This window comes from Psychrobacter sp. SZ93C1 (genome assembly GCF_015864635.1).
GTDB lineage: Bacteria > Pseudomonadota > Gammaproteobacteria > Pseudomonadales > Moraxellaceae > Psychrobacter > Psychrobacter fozii.
The window spans coordinates 137772-163775 of the sequence record NZ_JADYWY010000001.1 but is presented as its reverse complement, the minus strand read 5'-3'; the positions used below and the strand labels follow the sequence as shown (position 1 = coordinate 163775).

26 protein-coding genes and 1 tRNA gene are annotated in these 26004 nt (G+C 42.7%); 19 read left to right on the top strand and 8 right to left on the bottom strand.

The genetic code is table 11. From position 1 onward, the window contains the following. Positions 1-60: 60 nt before the first annotated feature. From I6E83_RS00745 to tpiA, 3 genes are all read right to left on the bottom strand, one after another. Positions 61-144 (bottom strand) — tRNA-Leu (locus tag I6E83_RS00745). Between the two features lie 142 nt (positions 145-286). Beyond that, positions 287-595: a preprotein translocase subunit SecG gene (gene secG / locus I6E83_RS00740; RefSeq protein WP_110922073.1), complete on the bottom strand. Its 309-nt coding sequence runs from the start codon at positions 593-595 to the stop codon at positions 287-289. A 204-nt stretch (positions 596-799) separates the two neighbouring features. Further along, entirely contained in the window at positions 800-1612 is an 813-nt protein-coding gene (gene tpiA, locus I6E83_RS00735) for a triose-phosphate isomerase (RefSeq protein ID WP_197099570.1), read from the bottom strand. Between the two features lie 451 nt (positions 1613-2063). Here tpiA and pilB point away from each other — a divergent pair, with 451 nt between their 5' ends. The 4 genes from pilB to coaE all read left to right on the top strand — a co-directional run bounded on the left by pilB (position 2064) and on the right by coaE (position 6967). After that, positions 2064-3779 carry a type IV-A pilus assembly ATPase PilB gene (pilB, locus tag I6E83_RS00730; protein WP_197099568.1) on the top strand — a complete coding sequence of 572 codons (1716 nt, stop codon included), beginning with the start codon at positions 2064-2066 and terminating at the stop codon, positions 3777-3779. 222 nt (positions 3780-4001) lie between these two features. Further along, complete coding sequence (locus I6E83_RS00725) at positions 4002-5225, top strand: type II secretion system F family protein (protein WP_197099566.1); 1224 nt, start codon at positions 4002-4004, stop codon at positions 5223-5225. A gap of 25 nt (positions 5226-5250) precedes the next feature. After that, entirely contained in the window at positions 5251-6150 is a 900-nt protein-coding gene (locus tag I6E83_RS00720; protein ID WP_197099564.1) for a prepilin peptidase, read from the top strand. A 124-nt stretch (positions 6151-6274) separates the two neighbouring features. Next, the gene (gene coaE / locus I6E83_RS00715; protein ID WP_197099562.1) at positions 6275-6967 is read left to right on the top strand and encodes a dephospho-CoA kinase; all 693 of its coding nucleotides are present in this window, start codon (positions 6275-6277) and stop codon (positions 6965-6967) included. Here the strand turns inward: coaE and rlmB are convergent. Both rlmB and I6E83_RS00705 read right to left on the bottom strand, forming a co-directional pair. Further along, positions 6930-7700, bottom strand: coding sequence for a 23S rRNA (guanosine(2251)-2'-O)-methyltransferase RlmB (rlmB, locus tag I6E83_RS00710; protein WP_197099560.1), 771 nt, complete (start codon positions 7698-7700; stop codon positions 6930-6932). The two genes, coaE and rlmB, sit on opposite strands and share 38 nt — an antisense overlap. A 252-nt stretch (positions 7701-7952) precedes the next feature. Beyond that, positions 7953-8288: a pyrimidine/purine nucleoside phosphorylase gene (locus tag I6E83_RS00705; RefSeq protein ID WP_197099558.1), complete on the bottom strand. Its 336-nt coding sequence runs from the start codon at positions 8286-8288 to the stop codon at positions 7953-7955. 674 nt (positions 8289-8962) lie between these two features. On the opposite strand from I6E83_RS00705, the gene recN reads away from it, so the two are divergent. The 10 genes from recN to I6E83_RS00655 all read left to right on the top strand — a co-directional run bounded on the left by recN (position 8963) and on the right by I6E83_RS00655 (position 16538). Beyond that, a complete protein-coding gene (recN, locus tag I6E83_RS00700; RefSeq protein ID WP_197099557.1) occupies positions 8963-10642 on the top strand; it encodes a DNA repair protein RecN in 1680 nt (559 codons plus the stop codon). A 118-nt stretch (positions 10643-10760) separates the two neighbouring features. Next, entirely contained in the window at positions 10761-11324 is a 564-nt protein-coding gene (locus tag I6E83_RS00695) for a YqgE/AlgH family protein (protein ID WP_194196217.1), read from the top strand. Positions 11325-11381: 57 nt separating this feature from the next. Next, complete coding sequence (gene ruvX / locus I6E83_RS00690) at positions 11382-11918, top strand: Holliday junction resolvase RuvX (RefSeq protein WP_197099555.1); 537 nt, start codon at positions 11382-11384, stop codon at positions 11916-11918. Positions 11919-12008: 90 nt separating this feature from the next. Continuing rightward, the gene (locus I6E83_RS00685) at positions 12009-12524 is read left to right on the top strand and encodes a hypothetical protein (protein WP_197099553.1); all 516 of its coding nucleotides are present in this window, start codon (positions 12009-12011) and stop codon (positions 12522-12524) included. 59 nt (positions 12525-12583) lie between these two features. Next, complete coding sequence (tusA, locus tag I6E83_RS00680) at positions 12584-12910, top strand: sulfurtransferase TusA (protein WP_197099552.1); 327 nt, start codon at positions 12584-12586, stop codon at positions 12908-12910. Between the two features lie 87 nt (positions 12911-12997). Further along, the gene (locus I6E83_RS00675) at positions 12998-14185 is read left to right on the top strand and encodes a methyltransferase (protein WP_197099550.1); all 1188 of its coding nucleotides are present in this window, start codon (positions 12998-13000) and stop codon (positions 14183-14185) included. Positions 14186-14221: 36 nt separating this feature from the next. Then, on the top strand, positions 14222-14614 hold the full coding sequence (locus tag I6E83_RS00670) for a hypothetical protein (RefSeq protein WP_197099548.1): 393 nt from the start codon (positions 14222-14224) through the stop codon (positions 14612-14614). A 52-nt stretch (positions 14615-14666) separates the two neighbouring features. Further along, a complete protein-coding gene (xerD, locus tag I6E83_RS00665; protein WP_197099547.1) occupies positions 14667-15605 on the top strand; it encodes a site-specific tyrosine recombinase XerD in 939 nt (312 codons plus the stop codon). A gap of 41 nt (positions 15606-15646) precedes the next feature. Further along, positions 15647-15910, top strand: coding sequence for a hypothetical protein (locus I6E83_RS00660; RefSeq protein WP_197099545.1), 264 nt, complete (start codon positions 15647-15649; stop codon positions 15908-15910). 4 nt (positions 15911-15914) lie between these two features. Continuing rightward, entirely contained in the window at positions 15915-16538 is a 624-nt protein-coding gene (locus I6E83_RS00655; RefSeq protein WP_197099544.1) for a hypothetical protein, read from the top strand. 181 nt (positions 16539-16719) lie between these two features. On the opposite strand, the gene I6E83_RS00650 is transcribed toward I6E83_RS00655, so the two are convergent. After that, complete coding sequence (locus I6E83_RS00650) at positions 16720-17163, bottom strand: PH domain-containing protein (RefSeq protein ID WP_197099542.1); 444 nt, start codon at positions 17161-17163, stop codon at positions 16720-16722. Positions 17164-17403: 240 nt separating this feature from the next. On the opposite strand from I6E83_RS00650, the gene I6E83_RS00645 reads away from it, so the two are divergent. After that, positions 17404-18012, top strand: a complete 609-nt coding sequence (locus I6E83_RS00645; protein WP_197099540.1) for a class I SAM-dependent methyltransferase — start codon at positions 17404-17406, stop codon at positions 18010-18012. Positions 18013-18091: 79 nt separating this feature from the next. Here I6E83_RS00645 and lptG read toward each other — a convergent pair whose 3' ends face one another. Both lptG and I6E83_RS00635 read right to left on the bottom strand, forming a co-directional pair. Continuing rightward, positions 18092-19348, bottom strand: coding sequence for an LPS export ABC transporter permease LptG (gene lptG / locus I6E83_RS00640; protein WP_197099539.1), 1257 nt, complete (start codon positions 19346-19348; stop codon positions 18092-18094). Next, on the bottom strand, positions 19348-20619 hold the full coding sequence (locus I6E83_RS00635) for an LPS export ABC transporter permease LptF (RefSeq protein WP_197099537.1): 1272 nt from the start codon (positions 20617-20619) through the stop codon (positions 19348-19350). The genes lptG and I6E83_RS00635 overlap by 1 nt, the downstream gene beginning before the upstream one ends. 543 nt (positions 20620-21162) lie before the next feature. Between I6E83_RS00635 and I6E83_RS00630 the strand changes: the two genes are divergently transcribed. From I6E83_RS00630 to sstT, 4 genes are all read left to right on the top strand, one after another. Further along, entirely contained in the window at positions 21163-21780 is a 618-nt protein-coding gene (locus I6E83_RS00630; protein WP_197099535.1) for a cysteine hydrolase family protein, read from the top strand. A 409-nt stretch (positions 21781-22189) separates the two neighbouring features. Continuing rightward, on the top strand, positions 22190-23836 hold the full coding sequence (locus I6E83_RS00625; RefSeq protein WP_110922092.1) for a leucyl aminopeptidase: 1647 nt from the start codon (positions 22190-22192) through the stop codon (positions 23834-23836). Positions 23837-23899: 63 nt separating this feature from the next. Then, on the top strand, positions 23900-24400 hold the full coding sequence (locus I6E83_RS00620; protein WP_110922093.1) for a DNA polymerase III subunit chi: 501 nt from the start codon (positions 23900-23902) through the stop codon (positions 24398-24400). A gap of 326 nt (positions 24401-24726) precedes the next feature. Beyond that, positions 24727-25929, top strand: coding sequence for a serine/threonine transporter SstT (gene sstT, locus I6E83_RS00615; protein WP_110922094.1), 1203 nt, complete (start codon positions 24727-24729; stop codon positions 25927-25929). Positions 25930-26004: the final 75 nt, after the last annotated feature.

The following is a 26004-nucleotide window of genomic DNA, read 5'->3' as shown; positions in this document are numbered from 1 at the left end:
TCAAATAAAACAATTGATGACTATAAAACATAACCTTACGCTGTGCTGCGTAATAAAACTTGGTGCGATTGGGGGGACTTGAACCCCCACAGCTTGCGCCACCACCCCCTCAAGATGGCGTGTCTACCATTCCACCACAATCGCATTTTACTACTCTGTTCCATCATATCCAGTCTACTATAAAAGATGCTTAAGGTAGGCATCCATAGAGTGGTACTTCTGAAAACAGAAACGCATTGTAAATCTAACGCATCAAAATAGCAAGGGCTGCATGTTTAAAAGATACTTACTGAGGATCTTGAGTCAAAGGACGCGGTGTTTGTGGTACTGAAACGGGCGCATCTAGACGAAACTGATCTTCAGCTTGCTTACGGGCATGAACAGCAAGCGTCATACTAGTGATAAAAAATATCACCGTCAACACAGCGGTAGCGCGCGTCAAAAAGTTGGCAGTGCCCGCTGCACCAAATACGGTACCTGACGAGCCAGCACCAAAAGAAGCTCCAGCGTCTGCCCCTTTACCATGCTGTATCAAAATCAAGCCGATCATGGCAATCGCCACAATAATGTGCAGGGCTAATATAAACGTAAACATGGTGGCCTCTTTTGCCGCATAATGACGACTGATAACGGTAAATAAATCTTAAGTTTAGTAGGACGTATCATCACGCCAAATCGATTATATAAATAAGGCGCATTGTACACGATTGCAAGGGTACTGTTAAACCTACTTTTGCCAACTGATAAAGACACTTTACATACAGATAGTGAACTTTATCTCTAAGTGCTACATTAAGGTCTAAGTGCTAGCACGACTAAATGCATTAGCAATCGCCAGAAAACTCTCTGCTTTTAATGAAGCACCGCCAACCAATGCACCATTGATCATAGAGTCGGCAGCAAAGCTATCCGCATTATCGGCATTGACACTACCGCCATATAAAACAGTCATTTCATTCAAACTATCCGCAAAACCTGCCACTGTCTGCTTTATATGCTGATGGGTTTTACTGACCTCCGTCACGGTCGGTACTTTACCCGTACCAATCGCCCAGACAGGCTCGTAAGCAATGATCAGACGATCAGATAATGAAGCAGCTATATCTGGTTGTTGAACCAATAAGTCCTTGATGACGGATAACTGGCCATCGATCACTTCTAGCGTTTGCTTCGCATCATATTGCGTTTGGGTTTCACCGATACAAAGTACCACACCTAAGTCTTGCGTTAATGCATGAGTCATTTTTTGCAATAAGCACTCATTAGACTCTTGATGATACTGACGGCGCTCAGAATGACCAAGTAACGTCCACATGGCACCCGTGTCAGCCACTTGCTGCGCAGAGCAATCGCCTGTATATGCACCCGTACTCGCACTATGAGCACTAATATTTTGTGCAGCACACAATATAGGCGTACCTTTTAAACGAGTACTGACAGCTGCTAAGTGAATACAGCTTGGTGCCACCATTAAGTTGCAATGACTATTTGAAAGCTCAGTACCAGCCTCTGCTCCACTATCTATTGCTGTCAATAAGCTTTCTAACAACGTATCGACGTCTTGACTCGCGGCTGGATTCTGTTTCCAATTACCTATCACCCAAGCTTTCATACTCATCTACCCTGTCTCATGTATTCCTGCCAATTCGGCTAATATGCGCGCCAGTATAACAAATAATTCACCAGTGCTATAGTATGCTGCTATCCGCAAATAAACAGGCTATCAAGGCAAATACTAAAACGACACTATTATAAGTGACGTTTTTTACGGGCTAGTCGCTTAATAGTCTATATAAAGTTTTTAAACTAAAGTAAAGTTCTATACTATTGCATCTACATATAAAAGACTATGATTAGTCATCTGATGTATTAAGCCGATGATGGCATATACTATTAATAACAACTATCTATTGAACCTCTTACAAAAACACCTTTTCATCAATTTTCATTAGCAACAGTCCAAGGGGCAATGATGACTGATAAAATGTGTCTGTCAAAGACTATAAATAGTATCTAAATTTCAGGCAAATATACAGAATACTTGGTATCAAGGAGAGGTCGTAATGTCTATCACATCTAATAAGTATGGTGGTTTAGCACATCAGCTAATCAGCGAAGGTATTGTTAGCGAAGCAAACATGAAAACTGCACAGTCTGAGTCGCAACAGCAACAAATAGGACTCGTATCTTATTTAGTAGACCACAAACTCGCCGATGCTTATCATCTTGCTAAGATGCTGTCACAAGCATTTGGCGACCCGCTCTTCGACCTTGATGCCTTAAGCAATGATGTCGTTCCAAAAGATTTAGTAGACGAAAAAATCGTTCGTAAATTTAATGCGCTGCCATTATTTAAACGAGGGCAACGATTATTTGTCGCATTGAGTGATCCCACTCGCGTTGATGCTATCGATGCCATTGCCTTTAACTCACGGCTGTCTATTGAAACTATCGTCGTTGAAGAAGATAAGCTAAAAAAGCGTATTGAAAGCCTTTACGCTGATACCATGCAAAGCTTTGATAGCTTCAATGACAGTGATTTGAATGTTGGATTTGACGATGGTGAAGATGACGAAAGTGAAGGAGAAACCAAGCTTACTGATAGTGTGGATGAAGCGCCTGTTGTAAAGTTTGTTAATAAAATGTTGGTTGACGCGATTCGGATGGGTGCCTCTGACTTACATTTTGAACCGTATGAAAAAACATATCGGGTGCGATTTCGCGTCGATGGTGTGATGCAAAGCATGGCTAACCCTCCTGTACAGTTGGCAGGTAAAATTGCGGCACGCTTAAAAGTGATGTCGCAAATGGACATTTCAGAGCGACGTATACCGCAAGACGGACGTATCAAACTGAAATTGTCTAAAAACAAGGCCATTGATTTCCGAGTGAACTCTTTACCGACCTTATTTGGCGAAAAAATTGTCTTACGTATCTTAGATCCTTCATCTGCCATGCTCGGTATTGAAGCTTTAGGTTATGAGCCCGACCAAAAAGAGATGTTCTTGGAAGCGCTTAACAAACCACAAGGCATGCTACTTATCACGGGGCCTACTGGCTCTGGTAAAACGGTCTCACTCTATACAGGCATTAACATTTTAAATACTGGGGCGACCAATATCTCCACCGCCGAAGACCCAGTCGAGATTAACCTAGAAGGTATCAATCAGGTCAACGTTAATCCTAAAGTAGGCTTAACCTTTGCCAATGCGCTTAAATCTTTTTTACGCCAAGATCCGGATATTGTGATGGTTGGTGAGATTCGTGACCTTGAAACGGCTGAGATTGCGATTAAAGCTGCGCAAACAGGTCATATGGTCCTCTCAACACTTCACACCAACTCTGCTCCCGAAACGCTAACCCGCTTAAAAAACATGGGGGTTGCATCATTCAACATTGCTACCTCAGTCAATTTAGTTATTGCCCAGCGATTGGCACGCCGCTTATGCAAAAACTGCAAAAAACCTATCAATATTCCGCGGCAGAGCCTGCTCGAGCTCGGTTTTACTGATACAGATTTAGACAATCCGGATAGCATCATTTATGAGCCCGTTGGCTGTAATGAGTGCCGTGAAGGTTATAAAGGCCGTGTGGGTGTTTACGAGGTAATGAAAGTTAGCCCAGATATTTCACGAATTATCATGGAAGATGGCAATGCGATAGATATTAAGGATGCGGCTCTTAAAAATGGTTTTCGGGACTTACGCCGCTCTGGTATTTTGAAAGTATTACAAGGTGTCACTAGTATTCAGGAAATGATGCGTGTTACCTCAGAGTAGCTATTCCTAGCTCATAAATAGTATTGTTATTTATATAAGCCTTGCTCTATTAGCTTAGACTTTTAGAGACCAGCAATACTACATACCAGATATACTTAAATATAAAACAGATATATACTGGTTTTTTGCGTTAAAATAAAGTATGCCACTCTAACTTAGTGAGTCAGGCATCGTTATACATCTTTGCAATATCTATATTAGACAATATTTGAGGGTAGTATCATGGCAAAAGCGAAGACCGACATGCTGTTAGACTTTGTCTATGACGGGGTGAACCGGCGCGGACAGAAAGTCAAAGGGGAGACTACTAGTCGTAGTTTAGAGCTTGCGAAAGCAACTTTGCGTAAACAAGGTATCTCTGTCAAAGGCATTAAAAAGAAACCGAAGCCTCTTTATACTTTCAAAAAGTCTATTAAAGCTATTGATATTGCTATTTTTGCTAGGCAGTTGGCAACTATGATGAAAGCAGGTGTGCCACTGACACAATCTTTTGAGATTGTTGCTGACTCACTTGACAACCCTAGTATGAAAGAACTGGTCTTACAAATAAAATCTGATATCGAAGCGGGTGGTACTTTTGCCTCTTCACTGCGTAACCATCCGCGCTACTTTGATGATCTCTTTTGCTCTCTTGTCGACTCGGGTGAGCAGTCAGGTTCCCTTGAAACCATGCTTGAACGAGTTGCGACCTACAAAGAAAAAAGTGAATTACTCAAAGCTAAAATCAAAAAAGCCATGAAATATCCGATTGCCGTTATTGTAGTCGCCATTATTGTTACTATGATTCTACTGATTAAGGTAGTACCCGTATTCTCAGATCTTTTCGAGTCTTTTGGTGCAGAACTGCCTGCGTTCACACAAATGGTAGTGGGTATGTCTGAGTGGATGCAAGCATGGTGGTTTGTACTCATTATCCTCATTGGTGGTGCCATTATTGGTTTTTCAGAAGGTAAAAAGCGCTCTAAGAAGTTTAGAGACTTTTTAGACCGTGCCGTACTGAAAGCGCCTATATTTGGCAATATCGCTTATCAAGCGATAATCGCGCGTTTTTCACGCACGCTATCGACTACCTTTGCTGCAGGTGTGCCGCTTATTGATGCTCTAGACTCTACCGCTGGTGCCACCAATAACGTCGTATTCTATAATGCGACCCAACAAATCAAAAATGATGTCTCCACTGGTCAGCAATTACAATTTTCAATACGCTCAACCAACCTTTTCCCAAGCTTGGTTATCCAAATGGTTGGTATTGGCGAAGAGTCTGGTAGTTTAGAGGAGATGCTTGACAAAGTAGCTATCTATTATGAAAACGAGGTTGATAATGCGGTTGATGGATTAACTAGCTTAATGGAGCCAATGATCATGGCTGTATTAGGTGTATTAGTTGGTGGCTTGGTCATTGCAATGTACTTGCCAATCTTCCAAATGGGCGCAGTGGTAGGTTAAAAGCGAATTAAAGGACTGCTACTTCATGCAATTTATACAGTTACTGCAAGATAATACGGTTATGGCTTTAATCGTATTTGGTCTATTGGGTCTTTGTGTTGGCAGTTTTTTGAATGTGGTGATTCACCGCATTCCACTGATGATGCTTTATGGTTGGCGACAAGAATGCAGCCAGTTTATGTCCGAGCAAGTAGACCTTCCACATGAACATACTCTACCTCTAACAAATATCGTAGCCGCTGACCAACCTATTACTTTGAGCCTACCTGCCTCACGCTGCCCTCATTGTAGCCATAAAATTAAGTGGTATGAAAATATACCTTTAGTTAGCTGGTTGGTACTACGCGGACGATGCTCAGACTGCAAGGCTTCTATCGGTCTGCGTTATCCTATCGTTGAGCTGGTTACTGCATTACTGTCAGTGTTAGTGATTTATAAGTTTGGGGTTAGTGCCGCTGGATTGTCAGCGTTACTGTTAGTGTGGACGCTCATTGCCTTAACAGGAATCGATTTTGATACTCAGTTACTACCAGATCGCTTAACCTTTCCTTTAGCAGGTTTAGGATTGGCCGTGAACTCACAAGGCTGGTTTGCCTCACCAACTCAGTCAATTTGGGGTTTATTGCTTGGCTTTTTATCATTATGGGTAGTGGTTAAGGTGTTTTTCCTTATCACTAAAAAACATGGTATGGGACAAGGAGACTTTAAGCTTTTAGCAGTATTAGGGGCTTGGCTCGGGCCTATGATGTTGCCATTGATTATTTTATTATCTTCATTGCTAGGGTCAATTGTCGGAATTATCCTAATGAGAAAGCAAGGTGAGAGTAAACCATTCGCCTTTGGTCCTTACATCGCTATTGCAGGTATCGTTGCTTTACTATATGGCTCAGAGATTGTCAGCTGGTATCTCGGTATGTATCCTTAATAGTTTGTGACAATAAAAACAGGTTAGGACAGCAAACTATCAGCCTTTAAATGTCCTACTTGAAAGCTATATTTTTCAATTGGCAACTGCTACTATTATCATACCAATCAGATAAGTCATCATTATGTCAAAATACACAATCAACTCTTCACCTTACTCACATCAATCGCAAAGCCCACAAACTAAAAATAAGACGTTAGTAGTCGGTTTGACGGGTGGTATCGGTAGTGGGAAGTCTGCTGCTAGTGCTTGGTTCGCTGAGCAAGGTATTGATATTATTGATGCCGATGTCATTGCCCATGAAATCGTCGCTAAAGGCAGTTCGACCTTGCGAAAAATTCAGAAGAAATTTGGTGATTGGGTATTGAATGGTGATGGTTCCATGGATCGAGCGGCCGTAAGAACGCACGTATTCACACACCCTGATGCATTAATTGAGTTAGAAGCAATCACTCATCCTGCGATACGCGAGACAGCAAAAGCTCAGTTAGCGGCTAGTACCACACCTTATATAGTGTTGTCAGCACCACTACTCATCGAAGCTGCAGAAGCAGGACTGGCGAATCTATGCCAACGTATTCTAGTAATGGATGCCACTGAAGACACGCAGCTTGCACGTGCCAGTCAGCGTGACGAGCAAAGCGTGCAAAAGATTAAAGCCATCATGCTCAATCAACTAAGCCGCGAAGAGCGCAATCGCCATGCTGATGATGTGGTGCTAAATGAAAGTAATCTTACAGATCTATACTCACAATTAGAACCACTACATCAAGAATATCTTATACTGGCCCAGCAGCTAAAGTTCGCTGCCGATTAACTTCGTATAATGCCATACCCGTGGCAACACTCACATTTAGACTCTGTAGGTTGCCATACTCATTACCTGACATTGGAATATAAACCAGCTCATCGCAGCTCTCCATCGTCAGACGACGCATCCCTTCCCCTTCTGAACCCATGATAATAGCTGTCTTACCTGTTAAATCGGCAGCATGTATCGGCTTGGCATCAGAATTGAGCGCGGTCCCAAAAACAAATACGCCTGCACTCTTTATCTGTGACAGTGTACGAGCCAGATTGGTTACACTGATGATCGGCATCATCTCAGCTGCGCCAACAGATACTTTGGAAACCGTTGGTGTTAGGCTTGCCGCATGATGCTTTGGACAAACCACAGCATCCACGCCCATTGCTACAGCAGTACGCAAGCAAGCGCCAAAGTTATGCGCATCAGTGATTTGGTCTAAAACTAATAGCAAGCACTGATCACGTCCAACAATCGTATCCAGCAACCCTTCGTTAGCAAAGCCTAATGGGCGAGCATTTAGCACGACGCCTTGATGTTGCGGGCTACCACATAATTGCGTGAGATTGTCTTTTTGCGTTGGCTGAATGCTTATGCCATTGGCGCTTGCCTGTGCCATAATTGCTTGGACATGACTATCAGTTTCGCGGCCTTGCTGTACGAACAAGCTAAGCCCATCAAGAGGACGATGTTCGAGTAAGGCATCAATTGCATGAATACCATAGAAGTAAATAGGTTTTGCCATAGTAGGCCTACTAGTTATGAAGTGATTGTTTATAAGGTGGTCAACGCCTAATGCGATAAAACAGAAAAAGAATAGAGAAATGATTGTAGCAAGTCACTGTGAATAAAAGGGTGTGACAATTGAAAAAGAAATAAACAATGCCAATTCAGTATTGTTTATTTCTTTTGAATGAGAAGTGCTTGGCATGATAAATGGTAAGCCACTAAACTATGATTTCAACCGGCTGGTTTTGATAAAGACCTGCCAATCAAATTAGCCCTCTAGGTGACAAACATATTGTACAATTTCTTCGGTACGTAAGTTAAAACCACTATTGCCTTCAACCACGAATGACTGACCTGCACGGTAGTAACTGAACTCTTCTTCACCATTCGTTTTGACTTCACACTCACCGCTGATGATTTCGATACGCTCAGAGGTGTTGGTGCTAAAGTGATAGTGCTCGACCAAATTATCACAAGGCAAAATTACGCCCAATGTCTTATGTCGACCATCTTCGAACATAATAGTGTGGCTAGAACAACGACCATCATAAGATATCGTTGCTTGAGCATTGACTGTTACATTAGTAAATTGCGCCGCTGTCATAGTGGCTTCCTTATCAAATAATTATTGCAAAACTAAAAAATAAGTAACTGGGTAGAGTACCGTGAAAGTGTATATTTTAGAAAATATAGATTCTAATTTGTGTTTTCTATTGTTCTAGAACCTGTGCTCTAGCTGTGGGCGCAGGCTTTACAAAGACGATATAGACTCATAGTTGAGATTCTTACCTTTAGCACTATACCTGCTTAATTTGAAAGTATTGTGACTCGTTGTCATGTAACATGAGGCATAAAAGCTAGCCAGTAAGAGTTTATCATTATGTTAGATTATGCTACCACATTATATCTATAAAGTTTGTTAAAGCGGTTAGGAAAATTTTATCTAATGCCCATTCTAGAATGTCTTTTCGGCTGAATATTTGATTCTAATATCTCACTGAAATTTGATTAACTTATTCAATTCATGACTAATATTAAGCAGCAAATGACAGCAATGAACCATTAGCTATTGCAAATTTTGTGATAATATTTTTTCCTCAATTTATTGTATTCACTGCTATTAAAATTTGTATTTGACCACATTTAACACCATAATATTTGCTAATTATCGTTATATAGCTAGTATTAGTACCTGAACGATTTCACTTATTTATTCTATTTTAGATATGGCTTTACTGTTTTATAAGTGAAGCTCATTGTCTATCATGAGAGGCGTTGATGCTAGTATCATTAACTTTACATCAGTTTGCGTTGATCGCTCAGCATGAGCTGAGTGTGGCTGAAGGCTTCAATGTCATCACTGGCGAAACGGGAGCTGGCAAATCGCTCTTACTTGATGCGTTATCACTGTGTGCGGGTGAGCGTGCAGACAGTGCCATGGTCAGACATGGTGCTGCACATGCAGATATTTATGCGCAGTTTGATGTAGAAGACAACCATGTCATTGCTGACTGGTTCGCTAAAAACGATAGAGGGCTAGAAGAGCCGGAAGTATTAATTCGCCGCCAACTCAGTAACAACGGCCGCTCAAAGGCATGGTTAAATGGTGTGCCAGTGAGTTTGGCTGAGCTAAAAAGTTTGGGCACACTACTGGTCAATATCCATAGTCAGCATGCTCAGCAAGCGTTGCTTAAACCACAGTTTGTAGTGAAATGGTTAGACGAGATGGCGCAAATCACACCTCTAGCCTTACAAACAGCCAGCAGCTATCAAACCTATCAGCAGCTCAAACGCCGCGCCGATGATATCGCCAGTCGTGAAGCCCAACGTCAAGACCGTATTCAACTTTTGCAAAGCCAACTAGCAGACATTGCCCCATTACTAGCCGTCGATTACGCAGAAGTCGAAGCAGAGCATGAAGAGTTGTCGAATATAGAAGCACTGATGCAAGAGGCCAGCCACGGCTTACATCTGCTCGATAATGATACAGATGAGCCAGATGTTATGACCCTATTAGGGCAAGCTATTAAGCTCTGTGACAATCAAATGAGCGTCAGCCAAACCTTTGAGCAAGCGTCTGAACAGCTACATTTAGCACAGCAGCAAATCACTGAAGTGACTGGCCTATTATCAGATTATGCAGAGCAACAACTGCCTGATCCTGAGCGCTTGCAAACACTAGACAGTCTTATCAGCTTGGGGCATCGTTTATCACGAAAGCACAGCTTGCCAGCCAGTGATTTAATTGAGGAAGCAAAAGGCTGGGAAACACAATTAGAGCAATTAGAAAATGAGCCAAGTAGCGATGCGATGGCAGCACAAATTGAACAAGCTTGGCAAGAATATCTGACACTAGCCACTAAGTTAAATAAAGAACGCACTAAAGCTGCACCAATTGTCAGTAAGCAATTGATTAAGCAATTACAACCGCTTGCGCTACCCAATGCCCGCTGCGAGTTTGTCTTTACCAAAAAAGTAAATCCTAGCCAATATAGTGCGCAAGGTTGTTTTGATATTGACCTGTTATTTAGCGCCAATGTTGGTATGCCGATGCAGCCACTGCACAAGATTGCGTCAGGTGGCGAGCTGTCAAGAATGGCTTTAGTCATGCAAGTATTGCAAGCCACCAATGCGGACAATAACGCTGCCAAGCCAATGCTAGTATTTGATGAGGTTGATGTCGGTATTAGTGGAGGCACGGCGCAAGTCGTCGGCGAGTTATTACGTGAGCTTGGCCGTACACAACAATTATTAGCCATTACGCACCAAGCACAAGTGGCGGCGCAAGCGCATCAGCATATCTTGGTACAAAAGCATCATCAGGAGCAGACTGAGAGTGAACTGTTGATATTGACCGATAGTGCACAGGTCGATGAGCTGGCACGTATGTCCGGTGGTGTGATTATTACTGACGTTACCCGTGACCATGCTCGTAGTTTATTGACAGATGTTAAATAAACATTCTAAGTTTATGATTAGCTCTACATCACGGCTAAATATTTGCTTTAGTTGATTTTTTACTCACTATCGCCATATAGTGGTCTTTCACCTTCATTATTAGGTTTTGCTTGTCTCTATGTCTAAAACCAATTTGACTCATCATTTCTTAATCGCGGCGCCAGAACTGTCAGACCCAAGGTTTGAGCAGGCGCTAATCTATATCTGCCGTCATGATAAGCACGGTGCACTCGGCTTGGTCATCAATCGTCCATTAGAGCAATCACATGTGGGTAAGCTGCTAGAAGATTTAGATATTGAGGTGACTGATCCACAGGTAATGGAAGATTTGGCATTAGAGGGCGGCCCTATGTATCCTGAGGTTGGCTTTGTGCTGCATACGGGTCAGCCAGAGTGGGCGTCTTCTTTTGCTATCTCAGAGAATGTCTGCATCACGACCAGTCAAGATATCCTCAAGCGTATCGCCGCCGGTCAAGGTGTTGGTCACTATCAACTGTGCTTGGGCCATGCCAGCTGGGGCAAAAAACAGCTAGACCAAGAATTGAATAATGGTGACTGGTTGGTCTGCCCTGCGGATCTAAACTTATTGTTTGATACGCCATTTGAAGAGCGCTGGCAAATAGCCGCTGATAAAATCGGGATCAACTTTGATTACCTAAGCAGTGATATCGGTCACGCTTAACCTCAGATGTTCCATGAATACAGAAATAAAAAATCAAAACAGGATACATCCATTACTATGGTAGATAGCACTCTCATAACAGATAGCACCAATGCAATAGAGACTGATACTGGCGTTGCTGAAGCGACCGTTAAGCCACATCTTGTCTTAGCCCTAGATTATGGCGTCAAAAAAATGGGCATGGCACTTGGTAATACCATTACCGAGACAGCACGTGCCTTTGATATTTTAGCGATGAATAATGGTCAACCTGACTGGGACAATCTACTCGGTATTATTAAGGTGTGGGGCGTGTCAAAGGTGGTCGTTGGCCTACCGCTTAATATGGATGGTAGTAGCTCGATGCTGTCTAAGCGTGCGCATAAATTTTCTCGTCGCCTAGCACATAGAGTTATGGAGCAGCATCTGCCAGTGGTCGTGTCACTCTGTGATGAGCGCCTGACCTCTGTCGCAGCACGCGAAATCGCTTGGGACAATGGCTGGATTAAGAATGAGCGCGACCCTATTGATGATATTTCTGCATGTATCCTGATGTCGACGTACTTTGCTGATCCGAATAGCAGTATCGCCATCGATGCAATCAAAGCAGATTAACTTAGCAACAAGCTTGTCACTCCTATGCCAATAATTTCTGCTATATAGTGGATTGACCATATCATCTCAACGGATAAATGACTGATTATTATGACTACTGTTTCAGACCAATCCACGCAAAATAAATCGCAACATGGTTTTTCTCCGCTTGCCATTGCCCGCATTAAAGGCGCACAACGGATAAACCAAGCAGCCATTTATCTTATTTATGCTGCTATCTTTGCGTTCATGGTCTTTGGCACCATTGCCAGTATTAAAGCCTTTCATGACAATCAGCTGCTTTACCAACTATTTTATAATTTGCCATACGCCTTGGTTGCGCTCACGATTCCCATTACGCTTTATGACGCCTTAGTCGTTTATCGTTATCGTTTGAACCAACCTTCGATGATTGCCATGAGTATCGGTGTATCGACCATCATATTAATTGGTGGTCTATTATTCGCTGACACTGCATGGTTAGGGTTGTCCTGTTGGTTGGGTGTGGCATTTTTATTCAAAGTGAGCTTTAAGCGCTTTTTTAACTTTTTAGAAGTGGCTGATTTGCCTGATACTGACGAAGTGCTAGAGACAGAGATTGTAGAAAAATCAGAAAGCATATCCTAATAAGCACATCAACAAACTATCCATTATCAAACTTATCTCTTAGGTTTATTAAAACAATTATGACAACTTCAATAACAGATATTTCTATCAGCCATCATCTGGACACGCAGGGGCTTATTTGCCCTGAGCCTGTGATGATGCTACATCGAGTCATTCGCAAAGCAGACAGTGGCGAGGTGATTGAAATATTGGCGACTGATCCTGCCACCACGCGCGATATTCCTAATTTCTGTCGTCATTTGGGTCACGAACTATTGGCTCAAGAGACGCTGGCTGAGAACGTGAGCTTAGATACTGACCCTGATGAAATCAAGGTCGATAGTGATGATACTGCACCTATGAGCGTGACGCTTTATCGCTATTTGGTTAAGAAAAAAAGCGCTTAAAAACGTTCAACAACTTTAGAACACTAATAATATAAAGATATCTTTGATTTTTACGAGATATATCTTTCACAAAAGGTAGGCTACTACGTGTTACAAACAGAAAAGCAGTATGTACAATGGCAAGAAAACGAAACTCTACGTAATGCTCTTTGGTTGTCTGAAAGCAATCATATGCCACCTGCGCGCATTGTATTGGTCGATGATACAACGACCGCAGATGATGCTTACCGTTTAGCTTGCGAAGGCACATCGCTGCTATGGCATGGTGACTTCCATAATGCACGGCAATTGCTACAAGCACTTGGTCGTCGCATAGATCGCACGAATGAACGATCTGAACAGCGTAAGATTAAAAAAGCGGCGAATAAACCTAACACAGCAAAGGTTAAGGGCATTCCCAACTTATTTCATCAGCAGCGTCAATTACAAGCACAGCGCTCACGCATATTGAGCCGTTTGCTACTAGAGCTTGATGCCAGTTATGTCAGTCAACTACGCCGCGCACCTGATGTCAGTGCGGCCTGTACAGCAGCGTTTGGTGAAATTGATGAGCCATGCGTATTATCATTTCGTGATATGCAAGGCGCACTTGGCGCAGCAGGATGGCGCGAAAAAGGCGTCCCAATAGACAGCTTAGGGTTATCGATTTTCCCGCATTATGGTGTATTTGCGCCAACCCGTCATGAGTATGTGCAGCTGTTGCTCGATGCACCGCTACCAGCGACTCATGATGTCGCCTATGACATCGGTACTGGCACGGGTTTACTGGCCATTATCTTAGCGCAGCGCGGCATCCCACAAGTGATAGCAACGGATTTGAATCCGCGTTCTTTGGCCTGTGCTAGCGAGAACTTTGCGCGTTTGACGTTATCTAACGTACAGTTACAGCAAGCAGATTTGTATCCAACTGATGCGCCACTTGCTAACCTCATTGTCTGCAATCCTCCTTGGTTACCTACTAAGCCAAGCTCACCGCTCGAATATGCAGTCTATGATGCCAATAGCGCGATGTTGCGTGGGGTGTTGCAGGGTGCTAAACAGCACTTAGCTGAGCACGGAGAGCTTTGGTTGATAATGTCGGACTTAGCTGAGCATTTACAGCTACGCACCCGTGATGAGTTATTAAACTTGTTTGCCGATGCTGGATTGGCAGTGAAATACCGTCTCGATACAAAACCGAAGCATGGTCGCAGCCAAGATGATACCGACCCTCTACATGTCGCGCGCAGTGCTGAAGTCACCTCGTTATGGTGTTTAACAGTCATTAACTCTTAAAGTAAAAAACTACTTTTCGATAATTTTTTGCAGGGTATGCTTCAAGTACCGATTGAGAGTGAGGATGTAGAAGCCAGCATGACTAAGATACTAAAACTTGAGACTAACATTGCCAGCAGTGAGTTTTATATATCTTCACTTGCTATCGGCATACTTGAGGGGATGAAGTCTGGTACAGTATCTTTTGAAGAAGGTATTTGGAGTTTGGGAAGACCAGCTTTTTGGAACAGTTTTGATAAAACAAATTTTTTATCTGATGAATTATTAAATTGTGTCAAAAATTTTGATGAAATAGATGCTATGGAAACAATCTCAAATAAGGAGTCTGCTTTAAAAACAATTAATGAGTTGTTATCAATTTTGCATATTTGCCAAAAAAACTCGCTTTTAAATTCACCAGACTTAAAGCTATCTAGTTCAATTAATTGATTTGATACCTTTACTTAGAGATAAAGTCGACCCTTATATTAGAGTAAATCTTATGAGTCGTGATCGTGCCGTGCAACAGCGCCAACCCAAGGCGCTGGCAGTAGATGACGAACCCAGTTATATGACTGAGTTTCGTCAAGCCATGCTGGCACGTGGTCTAGCGACGCGTACTCGTAATGCGTATGTCCGCGACCTGCGCTCCTGCGAGCTGACCAATCCTATCGCCCTGACACGCTGGCAGCCTGACGACGTGCTGCACTGCTTATCGACACTCACTCAAGAAGGCAAAACCCCACGTACCCAAGCACGCATGCTCTCAAGCTTGCGTCAGTTTTATCTGTGGATGATTGCCAGTAATCTGCGTGAAGACAATCCTTGCGAGCGTATCAAAAGCCCAAAGCTAGGTCGTCCACTACCGAAAGATTTGGCTGAAGCAGATGTCGACAATCTACTTGCCTCGCCTGATACCAGCACTGCACTCGGACTGCGTGATAAAGCCATGCTAGAGGTGCTCTATGCCTGTGGCCTGCGTGTGAGCGAGTTGATTAATCTCTCATTAGAACAAGTGAATCTAAACGCTGGCTGGCTACAAATTACGGGGAAAGGCAATAAAACACGACTGGTGCCATTAGGCGAATATGCAAACGATGCGCTAGAAGATTATCTAACGCATGCTCGTGGTGATTTGATTGCGCATTTGAAATCAGGAAATTGCCAAGCGGTATTTTTGACCGCACAAGGTGGCTATATGACACGGCAGAATTTTTGGTATTTGCTTAAAAAGTATGCCAAAGTCGCCAGTATCGATAAAGAGCTATCGCCGCATACCCTGCGTCACGCTTTTGCCACGCATCTACTGAATCATGGCGCAGACTTACGTAGCGTGCAATTATTGCTAGGGCACAGTGATTTATCAACCACGCAAATCTATACTCATGTGGCAACGGCAAGATTGCAGAAATTACATGCGGAGCATCACCCGAGAGGTTAGATTTCTTATCATAGTAATATTGATAAATAAAGAGTTTTGCTATGTATGTTGAAGTCAAAAAAATTAAAGAAGATGGTAATGAGATAACATATGAGTTTTTTAATGGGTCGTGTGTCTCTAATGGAATTTTTGTACTATACAAGGATAGAATGGAGCCATTTACCTTTGATATGTCATGTCGGTTGATTAAGCCTATTGATGGTTATGCTCCTGAGGCGCACTATCAAAGAGCAATGGTAGCCGTCATGAAAAGTTATAAGAAAAATGGTAAGTTACCTGAAAAATATTTTTTTATGTCAGGGTAATACAATGAATGAAGCTCACATTAACTCATTACTACGTGATATTCCAACAGGTGTTGATTACACAGAGTTGCCTGAAGATATAGATCCTGAGGACATACCACCCGAACGTATTAAAGGTATTGTCGATCTTTTAAGCCATGAAGATGATTATATCGTTTTTCAGGCAGCACGATTATTAACTTCTTGGGGCATTGAAGAAGGCTTCCATACTTTAGAAAAATTACTGGTAGAGAATGAGTTGCAAGGAATGATACAGCATCGTATATATGGATATGATGAGACTTATAAACACGTTCTATATGCGTTTATTAGCTATTGGGCAAATCAATCAGATATGGGTAAAGGAGAACAAGCCAGAAAAGCGATATTTGAGCCTGTGTCTATTATAATTAAAGCATCTAATACACAATTATTCCAAATTGATAAAATATTTCGACTAGTGCTTGATGATGACTTTAATGAATATATTCCATTACTAAAAGAACATCTTCAAATCATAATTAAGAATCCAGAAGATAATTATTGGAGAATTCATGATGTTATTGAACTGTTCTTAAAAGTTGACCCTGACTTCGTTGCACAAGTACTAAAAGAAAATAGGAAAGAACTGTCCAATTTTGGGTTTTAAAATTAATCGTTTATCCAGTCATAAGACACGCTTCGTATACTAGTGTTAGATATTATCTGAGTTAAATAGCGCAAATTACTTTCTCATTTCATAGCGACATCCTGTTGCAAACGACAACTTTAAGAACTGTGGCTAGTGATACTATAGAGGTGTTTTTAGCTGTTTCATCTGTCAACTAAGACTATTCACTGACCTCATCTATCACTATTTTAGGATTACGTGCCTGTATCTCTTGATAAAAGCGCGACTTGTCTTTTGGTGATATCAATACTTCTTGATTTCGATAGGCTATTTTAAGTCTATCCAATGATAGTGCTGGCGCAGAACTCATGCTTCGAGTTGGCGTAATATACGTAATATCTGTCAGCTCGATTTTTTGAGTAGAAAGGCCGCTATTTACGTGTAGCTGGCTATCGGTTAGTGTATATTTAGTCTCAAAAAAAGGCATGAGCATGAGTGCTGCGAAAGGCAGTAGGATGGCCATAAGCAGTATGTTTCGCATACGTGAATCGCTTTTGCCCCATCGCCATTCCCACAATGGAATCAGGATAAGTGACAAACTACCAAGCCACAAAACTGATGCAATCCAAAAGTCGACTTTAGATACGAATAGAATGTCTGGCATAAATGATACTTAGAAACTATCAGGTTAAACTAGATTCTATCTTAGGCTATGCCTCTTACCTAATGTTTCCAATATCTTTTTCTGATAAGTTTTTTCTACATAGAAAAATTAGCTGCTAGAACAATTCTCGCAATACGATACTGCAAACTCCCTCTTTTCTCGCTACAATACGCGTATGATGTGCACGCTGCATAACTGAGCAACGCACCACCTTTTACTTATCCATTATCTGAGAATCTCATGAGCCATAGACCACCTGCTGACCTATTAAAAAACGCCCAACACTGGCGCGAAGACATTAACTTTCGCCAAGATGTACTGGGAAAGCCGTTTGATTTTGCGACCACGTGGGGTATTTTCTCTCCGCAGAAGCTTGATGATGGTAGCTTGATGCTGCTTGATTATATTGATTTTGAAGCTGACGATGATTCGATCGATTTGGGTTGTGGCTATGGCGTACTTGGTATGACAGCAGCACGTGAATGTCCGAACGGGCTGCATACGTTAATTGATAAAGACTTTATGGCAGTCGAATATGCGCGCCGTAACTGCGAGAAAAACGGTTTGAAAAATGTCGATGTGCATTTATCAAACGGCTTTAACCATGTGGCAAAAGACAAAGACTTTAGCTTGGTGATGTCGAACTTGCCAGCCAAGGTGGGTAAAGAGCAGCATTATCTGTATTTCCTCGATGCTTATGCACGCATGCGTAAAGGCGGCCGTTTTTATGTAGTGACCATCAATGGTTTGCGCCAGTTTGTGAAGCGCTCGTTTACCGAGGTATTTGGCAACAGCGATAAGGTAAAACAAGGTAAAACATACACCATTACCATGGCAACTAAAGACTAAATTTCTGAAAGTGATACAAATAAGAAGCCCGCTAAAACAATATGTTTTAGCGGGCTTCTTTATGGCAAATGATATCTGGCTACATCTGCCGTTTGAGCAAATAGCCACCCAATATCGCACTAGCGATGATCGGTAGTAGCACCATCAATAATGGCGAAAACCCAGTCGCGAGCGAGACAAAACCAACCAAATCTTGCACGTAACTAAACAGCAAACCAAACAATAACGCCACTACGATACGCAAGCCTAAGCTATGTGTACGCAATGAGCCAAAGACGAATGAGCAAGCGACGATCACCAATGACAGAATAGACAACGGTGATAACAGCTTTTGCCAAAATGCCAGCTCATGACTTAAGGAACGTGTGCCTTGCTGGCCCATAAACTGACGATGTTCATACAGCTGAGTCAGAGATAAATCCTCTGCCTTACGAGTGAGCAAATACACTGACTCAGGAGCAAACGGCAGACTTAAAGTATCTGACGGTGAGATGGCTTGACTGCTATCAAAACCCTGACCGATATTCAGTTTGGTCATATTATTCAGCTGCCACTCGTAACGATACTGCTCGCTTGGTTCATCAGTAGTGGTGTCAAGTGGTTCACGACCAATATACTTTCCATCTTCCGCATGAACAGCCGTTTGCAAGCTACCATTATTATCCAAATGCCAGCGTTTTACTTCACCGATATTGCCTTGTACATCAGCATAATCAATATACAGAACGTCGCTACCATCAGGTGTCGTGCCGCCATCCTCTGCGCGCGCAAACCGTGGCTGCACTGTCCAGTAGCCACGTACCGAAGTGACCAACGAACGGCTATCTGCATCGTTGATCTCTTTTGCCAATTGATTAGAAGAAGGTAAGACAAACTGATTGATCGCCAATGCAATTAACACAAAAATCATTGCAGGCTGTAGCACCCAACCGACAATGCGATATACACTCACCCCAGCGGCACGCATCACTACCAGCTCGCTTTTGTTGGCGAGTAAGCCCAAGCCTACTACGGCACCAAGTAACGCACCCGTTGGAATAAACTGCTCTAAGAAGTAAGGCGAGCGATAAAAAATATATTTAATCGCCTGACCCATCGTGTAACTGTCATCTAGTGAATCAAGCTCTGACAAATAAGAGAATACCAGCTGCAAAGCCCACAGACCTAAAACTGCGCCGATAATCGCGAGCAACGCATTAAGTTTGACGTAGCGACTAAGGACTTTTAGATTGGCAGGTCTTTTCGCAAACTTAGCTTTAGGGTCTTGAGGGCCAGTGTTTGGAGACTTAGTGTTTTGAGACTTAGCATCCTGAGATTTAGAGAATAAAGCACTCATTAAGGTTGCCCTCCTTGTGAGCCATTGCTCTGACTGTCGATAACCGTTAGTGGCTCACTCTCTTGTTTGCGAAAGCGTAATCGATGCTGCACGCGGCTGCCCCAGTTCATATAAAGCGCTAGTGCCATAAACCCAAGCACCAACCATGCATTAGCCCACACACTCACACTGCCTTTACTCACGGCATTTTTGAGTGAAATAATACCCAGTGCACAGCTGACAAATAATAAAATAGAGGGGAACAGACGTAACCAGCGACCTTGACGCGGACGTACTTGCGCGAGTGGTACGGCCAGCATAGGCGCGATAATCATTAGCCACGGTAAGGCAAAACGATACCCAAGCTCACCTTGTGCTGCTCGTAGTGCATTGGTATTGCCCACTTGCCCGCTACCAGTCGCCGCCTGCCATAATGGGCCTATCTCTTGCGTTTCGATATTGTCTTCGGTTACCGCTTCTTTGGATGATTCCGTCAACGTGATGCGATAACGATCAAAGCCCACTTGATTGTATTTTAGACTGCCTGCACCAACTTCATAACGGCGACCTTGGAATAAATCCAACTGGGTCACGCCGCTATCTCCCGTGTCTACTTGCTCAGCACGATTGGCGAGTGTGATGGTGTCTTTGCTAATATTAGCATTGATAACAGCGGCTGGTAGGTCTGGTATATCTAATGATTCTGCCGTTTCTGGGTCGATACTGTTACTGGTATCAACCGCTGCATTTTTAGCCGCACTACCCTTTGCTTCAGGTTCAGACTGAATCAATATCACATTCTGTAATTGTTTTTTATCATCACTCAAGCTGCCCACATACAAATGATAATTGCCACTACTGATAAATTCATTTGGACGTATCAAATCAAAAGCACTGGTCAACGCTTGCTGCTGCCAAACACTCTCAGAAGAGCGTACGCCCCACGGTTTTCCGACAATTGAAAGCGCGGCTTCACCGACGAACAGTGCCAATATCAAAGGTGTTATCAAGCGGGCAAGCTTACCGCGCGAGACGCCACTGGCATTGATGACTGCCATCTCTTGATCGACGTACAAGCGTCCAAACACTAGCATTAGCGCGATAAAAAAAGCTAAAGGTAGAATCAACTCTAAAAAATACGGCAAATTATAACCAATGATGGTAAATAATAAGCTTATGTCCAGGTTACCTTCTGCTGCAATGCCAAAGTAACGTATCAAACGACCACCGAGCATCATCACCACTAAAAACCCCAATACCAGAGCAGTGGTTGAGGCAACTTGTTGGGTCATGTAGCGGCGTAATATCACAATAGGCACTCTTAAAAGGGTTGGTATTCGCACTCATTAATTACACAATTATTGACAGAGTACTGACAAATTCAAGCGCGATAATTGAGTATTATAGGGACAGCACCGCTTAGTGAAAGACTTAAGCAGGTATAAAGATAACAGCGTCACTTGTTAGTGACACCCTATAAATACTGGCGATAAAGATAACCGCTAATGCTAGCATGTTTTGCCTAAAAATGGCGGTGAAATGTGTTTGGAAACATTACATTCCTATTGCTAACAGCCCATCCCCATTCAATAGATGATAGACCATAAAGCAGTAAATGAAATATATATTCGTTATTAGTCATATTAACAGTTAGGCTTGTAGCAACGTTTGAGTTGACCATGCTTCTGTTGTGGCATTTTTGCTTTATTTATTTTATAAAGGTTTGTTTGTCATTCGTATCATGTCACGCGGATGACTAAGATTAATTGCTAGACTGAATGACATCTGTTGAATATTCAAAAAATATGTTTATGCCATACGGAGAAACACAACTAATGAATAAAACCACGTCTACACCCTCTACCCTACTTGAGCTCGCTGGTGGCTCATTCGATACGCTTGATTGGTCCAATTGCGCTATTGTCCTTATCGATTATCAAAACGAATATGTCGATGGTGCTATGCCATTAGGGCAAGCTGGCACCAAAGCCATCGCAAACGCGCGCTTACTGCTTGATAAAGCCCGTCAGCAAGATATCCCTGTCTTTCATATCATGCATCACGGCCCGGAGAATGGTAATGTCTTCGATCCATTGTCACCCAACATCGAGATTGTCGAGCTATTAAAGCCGCATGATGGCGAAACGGTAATTGCCAAAAAGCATCCCAATTCTTTTCACGACACCCAGCTTCAAGCACTTATTACAGCGGCACAAAAAAAGCAAATTATCTTTGCTGGCTTTATGAGCCATATGTGTGTCAGCTCAACCGCCCGCGCTGCATTTGATTTGGGTTTTCAAAATTTTGTGTGCCATGACGCCTGTGCCACTCGTGACCTACCTAGTGCCACAAAAGAAACGATAAGTGCCGATGTCATGCATGACACCGCCATGGCAGCACTACAAGATAGATTTAGCGCATTAGTAACAACGGACGAATTGGTTAACGGTTAGGGCATATCCTCAACTCAAGCGATAGTCATCTAACTGGGCTAAAAATGGCTAAATTTTGCCAAACAGCGTCAAATAGTTGGTTAATATCTCGATATTATCTACACTATTTTTCTCGTTTGACGGCAATTTATCTCATTTTTATCTCCATTTTTGAAATGAGGACATGCCCTAGTTAACTATTTCACTTAATATTACTCACCATAAACCATTCATACAGTATTAAATGATTGTGTAAATTGGTACAGCAGAATGGTTCAAACTCATTACCCAAGACTTGCTAACTGCGCACTGTCATCGCAATATGCTACACTATTGTGGTTGCTCGATAGACCAAATAATCTAATAATCTGACAGGTATAAGCAATCACACAAATCCTGCAATTTTCATAACTCTAATAAGGATAACTATATGAATATTAAATTATCTCAGCACCTACCAAAGACTCATACACAAAAAATTCTAAAAAAAGAAGCAAAGAGCAAAGATGAAGCTTGTCTGGTTGTTTTAATCGATGACAAGAAAAACATCTTGGCTGAATCTGCTCTGACTGATTACACTGCACGTATTGAACAATTGATTGACGTGTCACACTTTAAAGGTAAGGCTGGTGAAACGGTTGTTGACTACGCATTGGCAGGCGACAAAAAAACCACCAAGCAAAACCCTGTACAACTGTTATTGGTCGGTGTGGGTAATACGGATAAGTTTAACAACACTGTCCTGCAAAAAATTGCCAACACTATTTATAGCAGCACGCAAAAGCGTGTGTCTTCTATCACTGTCGCGTTGGGTGATGCACTAGAAGAAAATCACTTCGGTCAATTTGCGCTTAATCTGTTGGCTGCGAGCTACCGCTTTGATAAATATAAATCTGAGCAAGCGACGCCTATATTAACTGATATCTACCTAGTTGCTGATGCTGCTTTACAGCCTGCGTTAGCATTTGCACAGTCAGTATTTGCAGGTCAAAGCCTGACTCGCGATGTAGCCAATGAACCAGGTAACATTTGCTTCCCGGCTTACATGGCAGAAAAAGCCCAAGAACTTGCAGCGACCTATCCTGACCTACTAACCGTTAAGGTACTGGGCGAAGATGAAATGTCAGAGCTAGGTATGCATTGCTTCTTAGCAGTCGCGCAAGGCTCTACCAAAGAAGGCAAGCTCGTACTCATGGAGTACCGCGGTAAGTCTAACTTCAGTAGTGATGCTGGCTCTACCAAAGCAACGACTAGCAGTGCTAAAGTCAGCGGCGGTCTAAAAGCCTTGGCTGATAAACTGCCAACCAAGAAAGCGGCTAAAACCAACGATGCAAATGTGCAAGCAATAAATGATGATGCTCCTATCGTATTGGTCGGCAAAGGCGTGACCTTTGATTCAGGTGGTATCTCTATCAAGCCAGGTGCGGCGATGGATGAGATGAAATTTGACATGGGTGGTTCGGCTTCAGTATTAGGTACCATCAAAGCATTGTGTGAAGCGCGTCTACCAATCAATGTAGTCGGCGCACTAGCCTGTGCTGAAAACATGCCATCAGGTGATGCGACGCGTCCAGGCGATATCGTCAAGGCAATGAATGGTCTATCGGTTGAAATCTTGAATACTGATGCCGAAGGTCGCTTAGTATTGGCAGATACTTTATGCTACGTACAGCGTTATCAGCCAAAAGCAATTATTGATGTTGCAACCTTGACCGGCGCTTGTGTGGTTGCACTTGGTAGTGTTCGCTCGGCCGTCTTTAGTAATGACGAAGACGTATTGTTTGACTTAGAAAATGCTAGTAACTTATCAGGCGATCTCATTTGGCATATGCCGTTAGATGACGAATATCAAGCGCAGCTTGAATCACCTATCGCTGATTTGCAAAACATCGGTGGTAAAGGTGCAGGTGCTGTCACTGCTGCGTGCTTCTTGTCTCGCTTTGTAGAAGAAGGTCAAGCATGGGCGCATTTAGACATCGCTGGCACGGCATGGAACTCAGGTAAAGACAAAGCTGCAACTGGTCGTCCAGTACCACTATTTATGCAATATCTAAAAAATAGCGCAGATATGGTCTAGTCAATCAATGACAGTCAACTTATGAAAACTATTTGATGAAAATCACTTTATGAAAACAATTCTATGAAGATCAGTTTTTATGTTTTAAGCGAGAGTAAAGCCCAAGATTTCTTGGGCTTTATTTGTCAATTGACCCAAACGGCGCTCAATAAAAGCACGCAGTCACTGCTGATTCTTATCGAAGATGATGCGTTACTGTCGTCGCTTGATGAAGCGCTATGGGCACAAGAGGCCACGAGCTTTATACCACATCAATGCCTTTTGGATACGGGTGCGCAAGGTACTGATACTGAAGGCACTGATGTGGATACTGCTACTGCACATACTAATAACGAATCGCTAGCACCTGTCCTACTTGGCAACCATATGCCAGCCGACTTCAAGGGAATCGTGCTCAATACTACGATACGTCCCGTGAATACCTTTATGGCAGCGACCAGTAATGCCCAACCAACTCGAGTGCTTGAGCTGATAAAACCTGATGCGACCAGTGTTGAAGAAGGTCGTAATAAGTATAAAACCTATCAACAATTAGGCTATGAGCTAACTCATTTCAAAGTTTAAGTTGCATCCTGCTTCATAACTTTTCTTCAATTTCTCACGAAAAATCACGATTTCTCATCAGAGAATATTTGCCAATTTTCTCATATTAAGTCTCTACCTTCAGCTTACCCGCCTATGCCGGTTCGTGGTAAAGGTAGGCGCTTATCTTAAAAAATGCTACCATCCTTCGATTAATTTTCTGTTTTCACTATAAACGTCTTATTTACAGTCGAATTATTTCAAAATGGCGACAAAGCAACCGAGCGGAAACTGCTTATTTTAAGCAAGATTAACGCGATAACCATTTATAAATAATTTGGAATATTGACTAAATCGAGGATGTATAGATGCGTTCACTAATTGCGATGTACCAGCGTATAGGGCTAGTGCCGCTCATTATTATTGGTTTAATTTTAGGGGTGTTGATTGGTTGGCTAGCACCAGGAATCGGTATTGCATTGGGATTATTGGGCACGCTGTTTGTAGGCGCGCTAAAAGCCGTTGCTCCGATACTGGTATTTGTTTTGGTCATGGCTGCTATCAGCAAACACCGTAGCGGCAACAAAGTTTATGTCAAACCCGTACTTATCATGTATATGTTCGGCACTTTTTTGGCTGCACTGACCGCGGTAGGTGCCAGCTTTTTATTCCCGACGAACTTAGTTTTGATAAATGCGACGATTGAGCAAGTACCACCAGCCAACTTAGAAGCCGTATTAACCAACTTACTGATGAACTTGGTGGCCAATCCTATCAATGCTATTGCTGAAGCCAATTATATTGGTATTCTGGCATGGGCCATCATCATTGGTTTTGCACTACGTCAAGCCAGTGATACTGCACGAACAGTGGTCAGTGACTTTTCTGATGCAATCTCGCAAGTGGTCAAATGGATCATTGCTCTAGCACCTTTCGGTATCTTAGGCTTGGTTGCAAACACTGTCGCTGAAACAGGCTTTGCTTCTTTGGCAGGTTATGCACGTATCTTGATGGTACTTATCGGTTGTATGTTATTTATCGCTCTAGTTGCAAATCCAGTTATCGTGCTGGTCAAAACGGGCAAAAACCCTTATCCGCTCGTATTCAGATGCCTACGTGAATCAGGGATTACGGCTTTCTTCACTCGCAGTTCAGCGGCCAACATTCCCGTTAACATGAACCTTGCGCGCAAACTGGGCCTGCACGAAGATACTTATTCTGTGACTATTCCACTCGGTGCTACTATTAATATGGCAGGTGCAGCGATTACGATTAACGTCTTAACGCTTGCAGCAGCACATACTTTAGGTATCGAAGTGAGCTTTGCTTCAGCACTTCTACTGAGTCTGGTCGCAACCATCAGTGCTTGCGGAGCCTCTGGTGTCGCCGGTGGTTCATTGCTACTGATTCCACTAGCTGCTAGCTTATTCAACATTCCAAACGACATCGCTATGCAAGTAGTTGCGATTGGCTTTATCATCGGGGTGATACAAGACTCGGCAGAAACAGCGCTGAACTCGTCAACGGATGTACTATTCACAGCAGCAGCTGATCCGACGTATTCTCGTTAATTTATAGAAAATAAAACGCTATAAATAGAGAAACTAAAAATAAAAAAGGGCCCAATTTATCATTGAGGCCCTTTT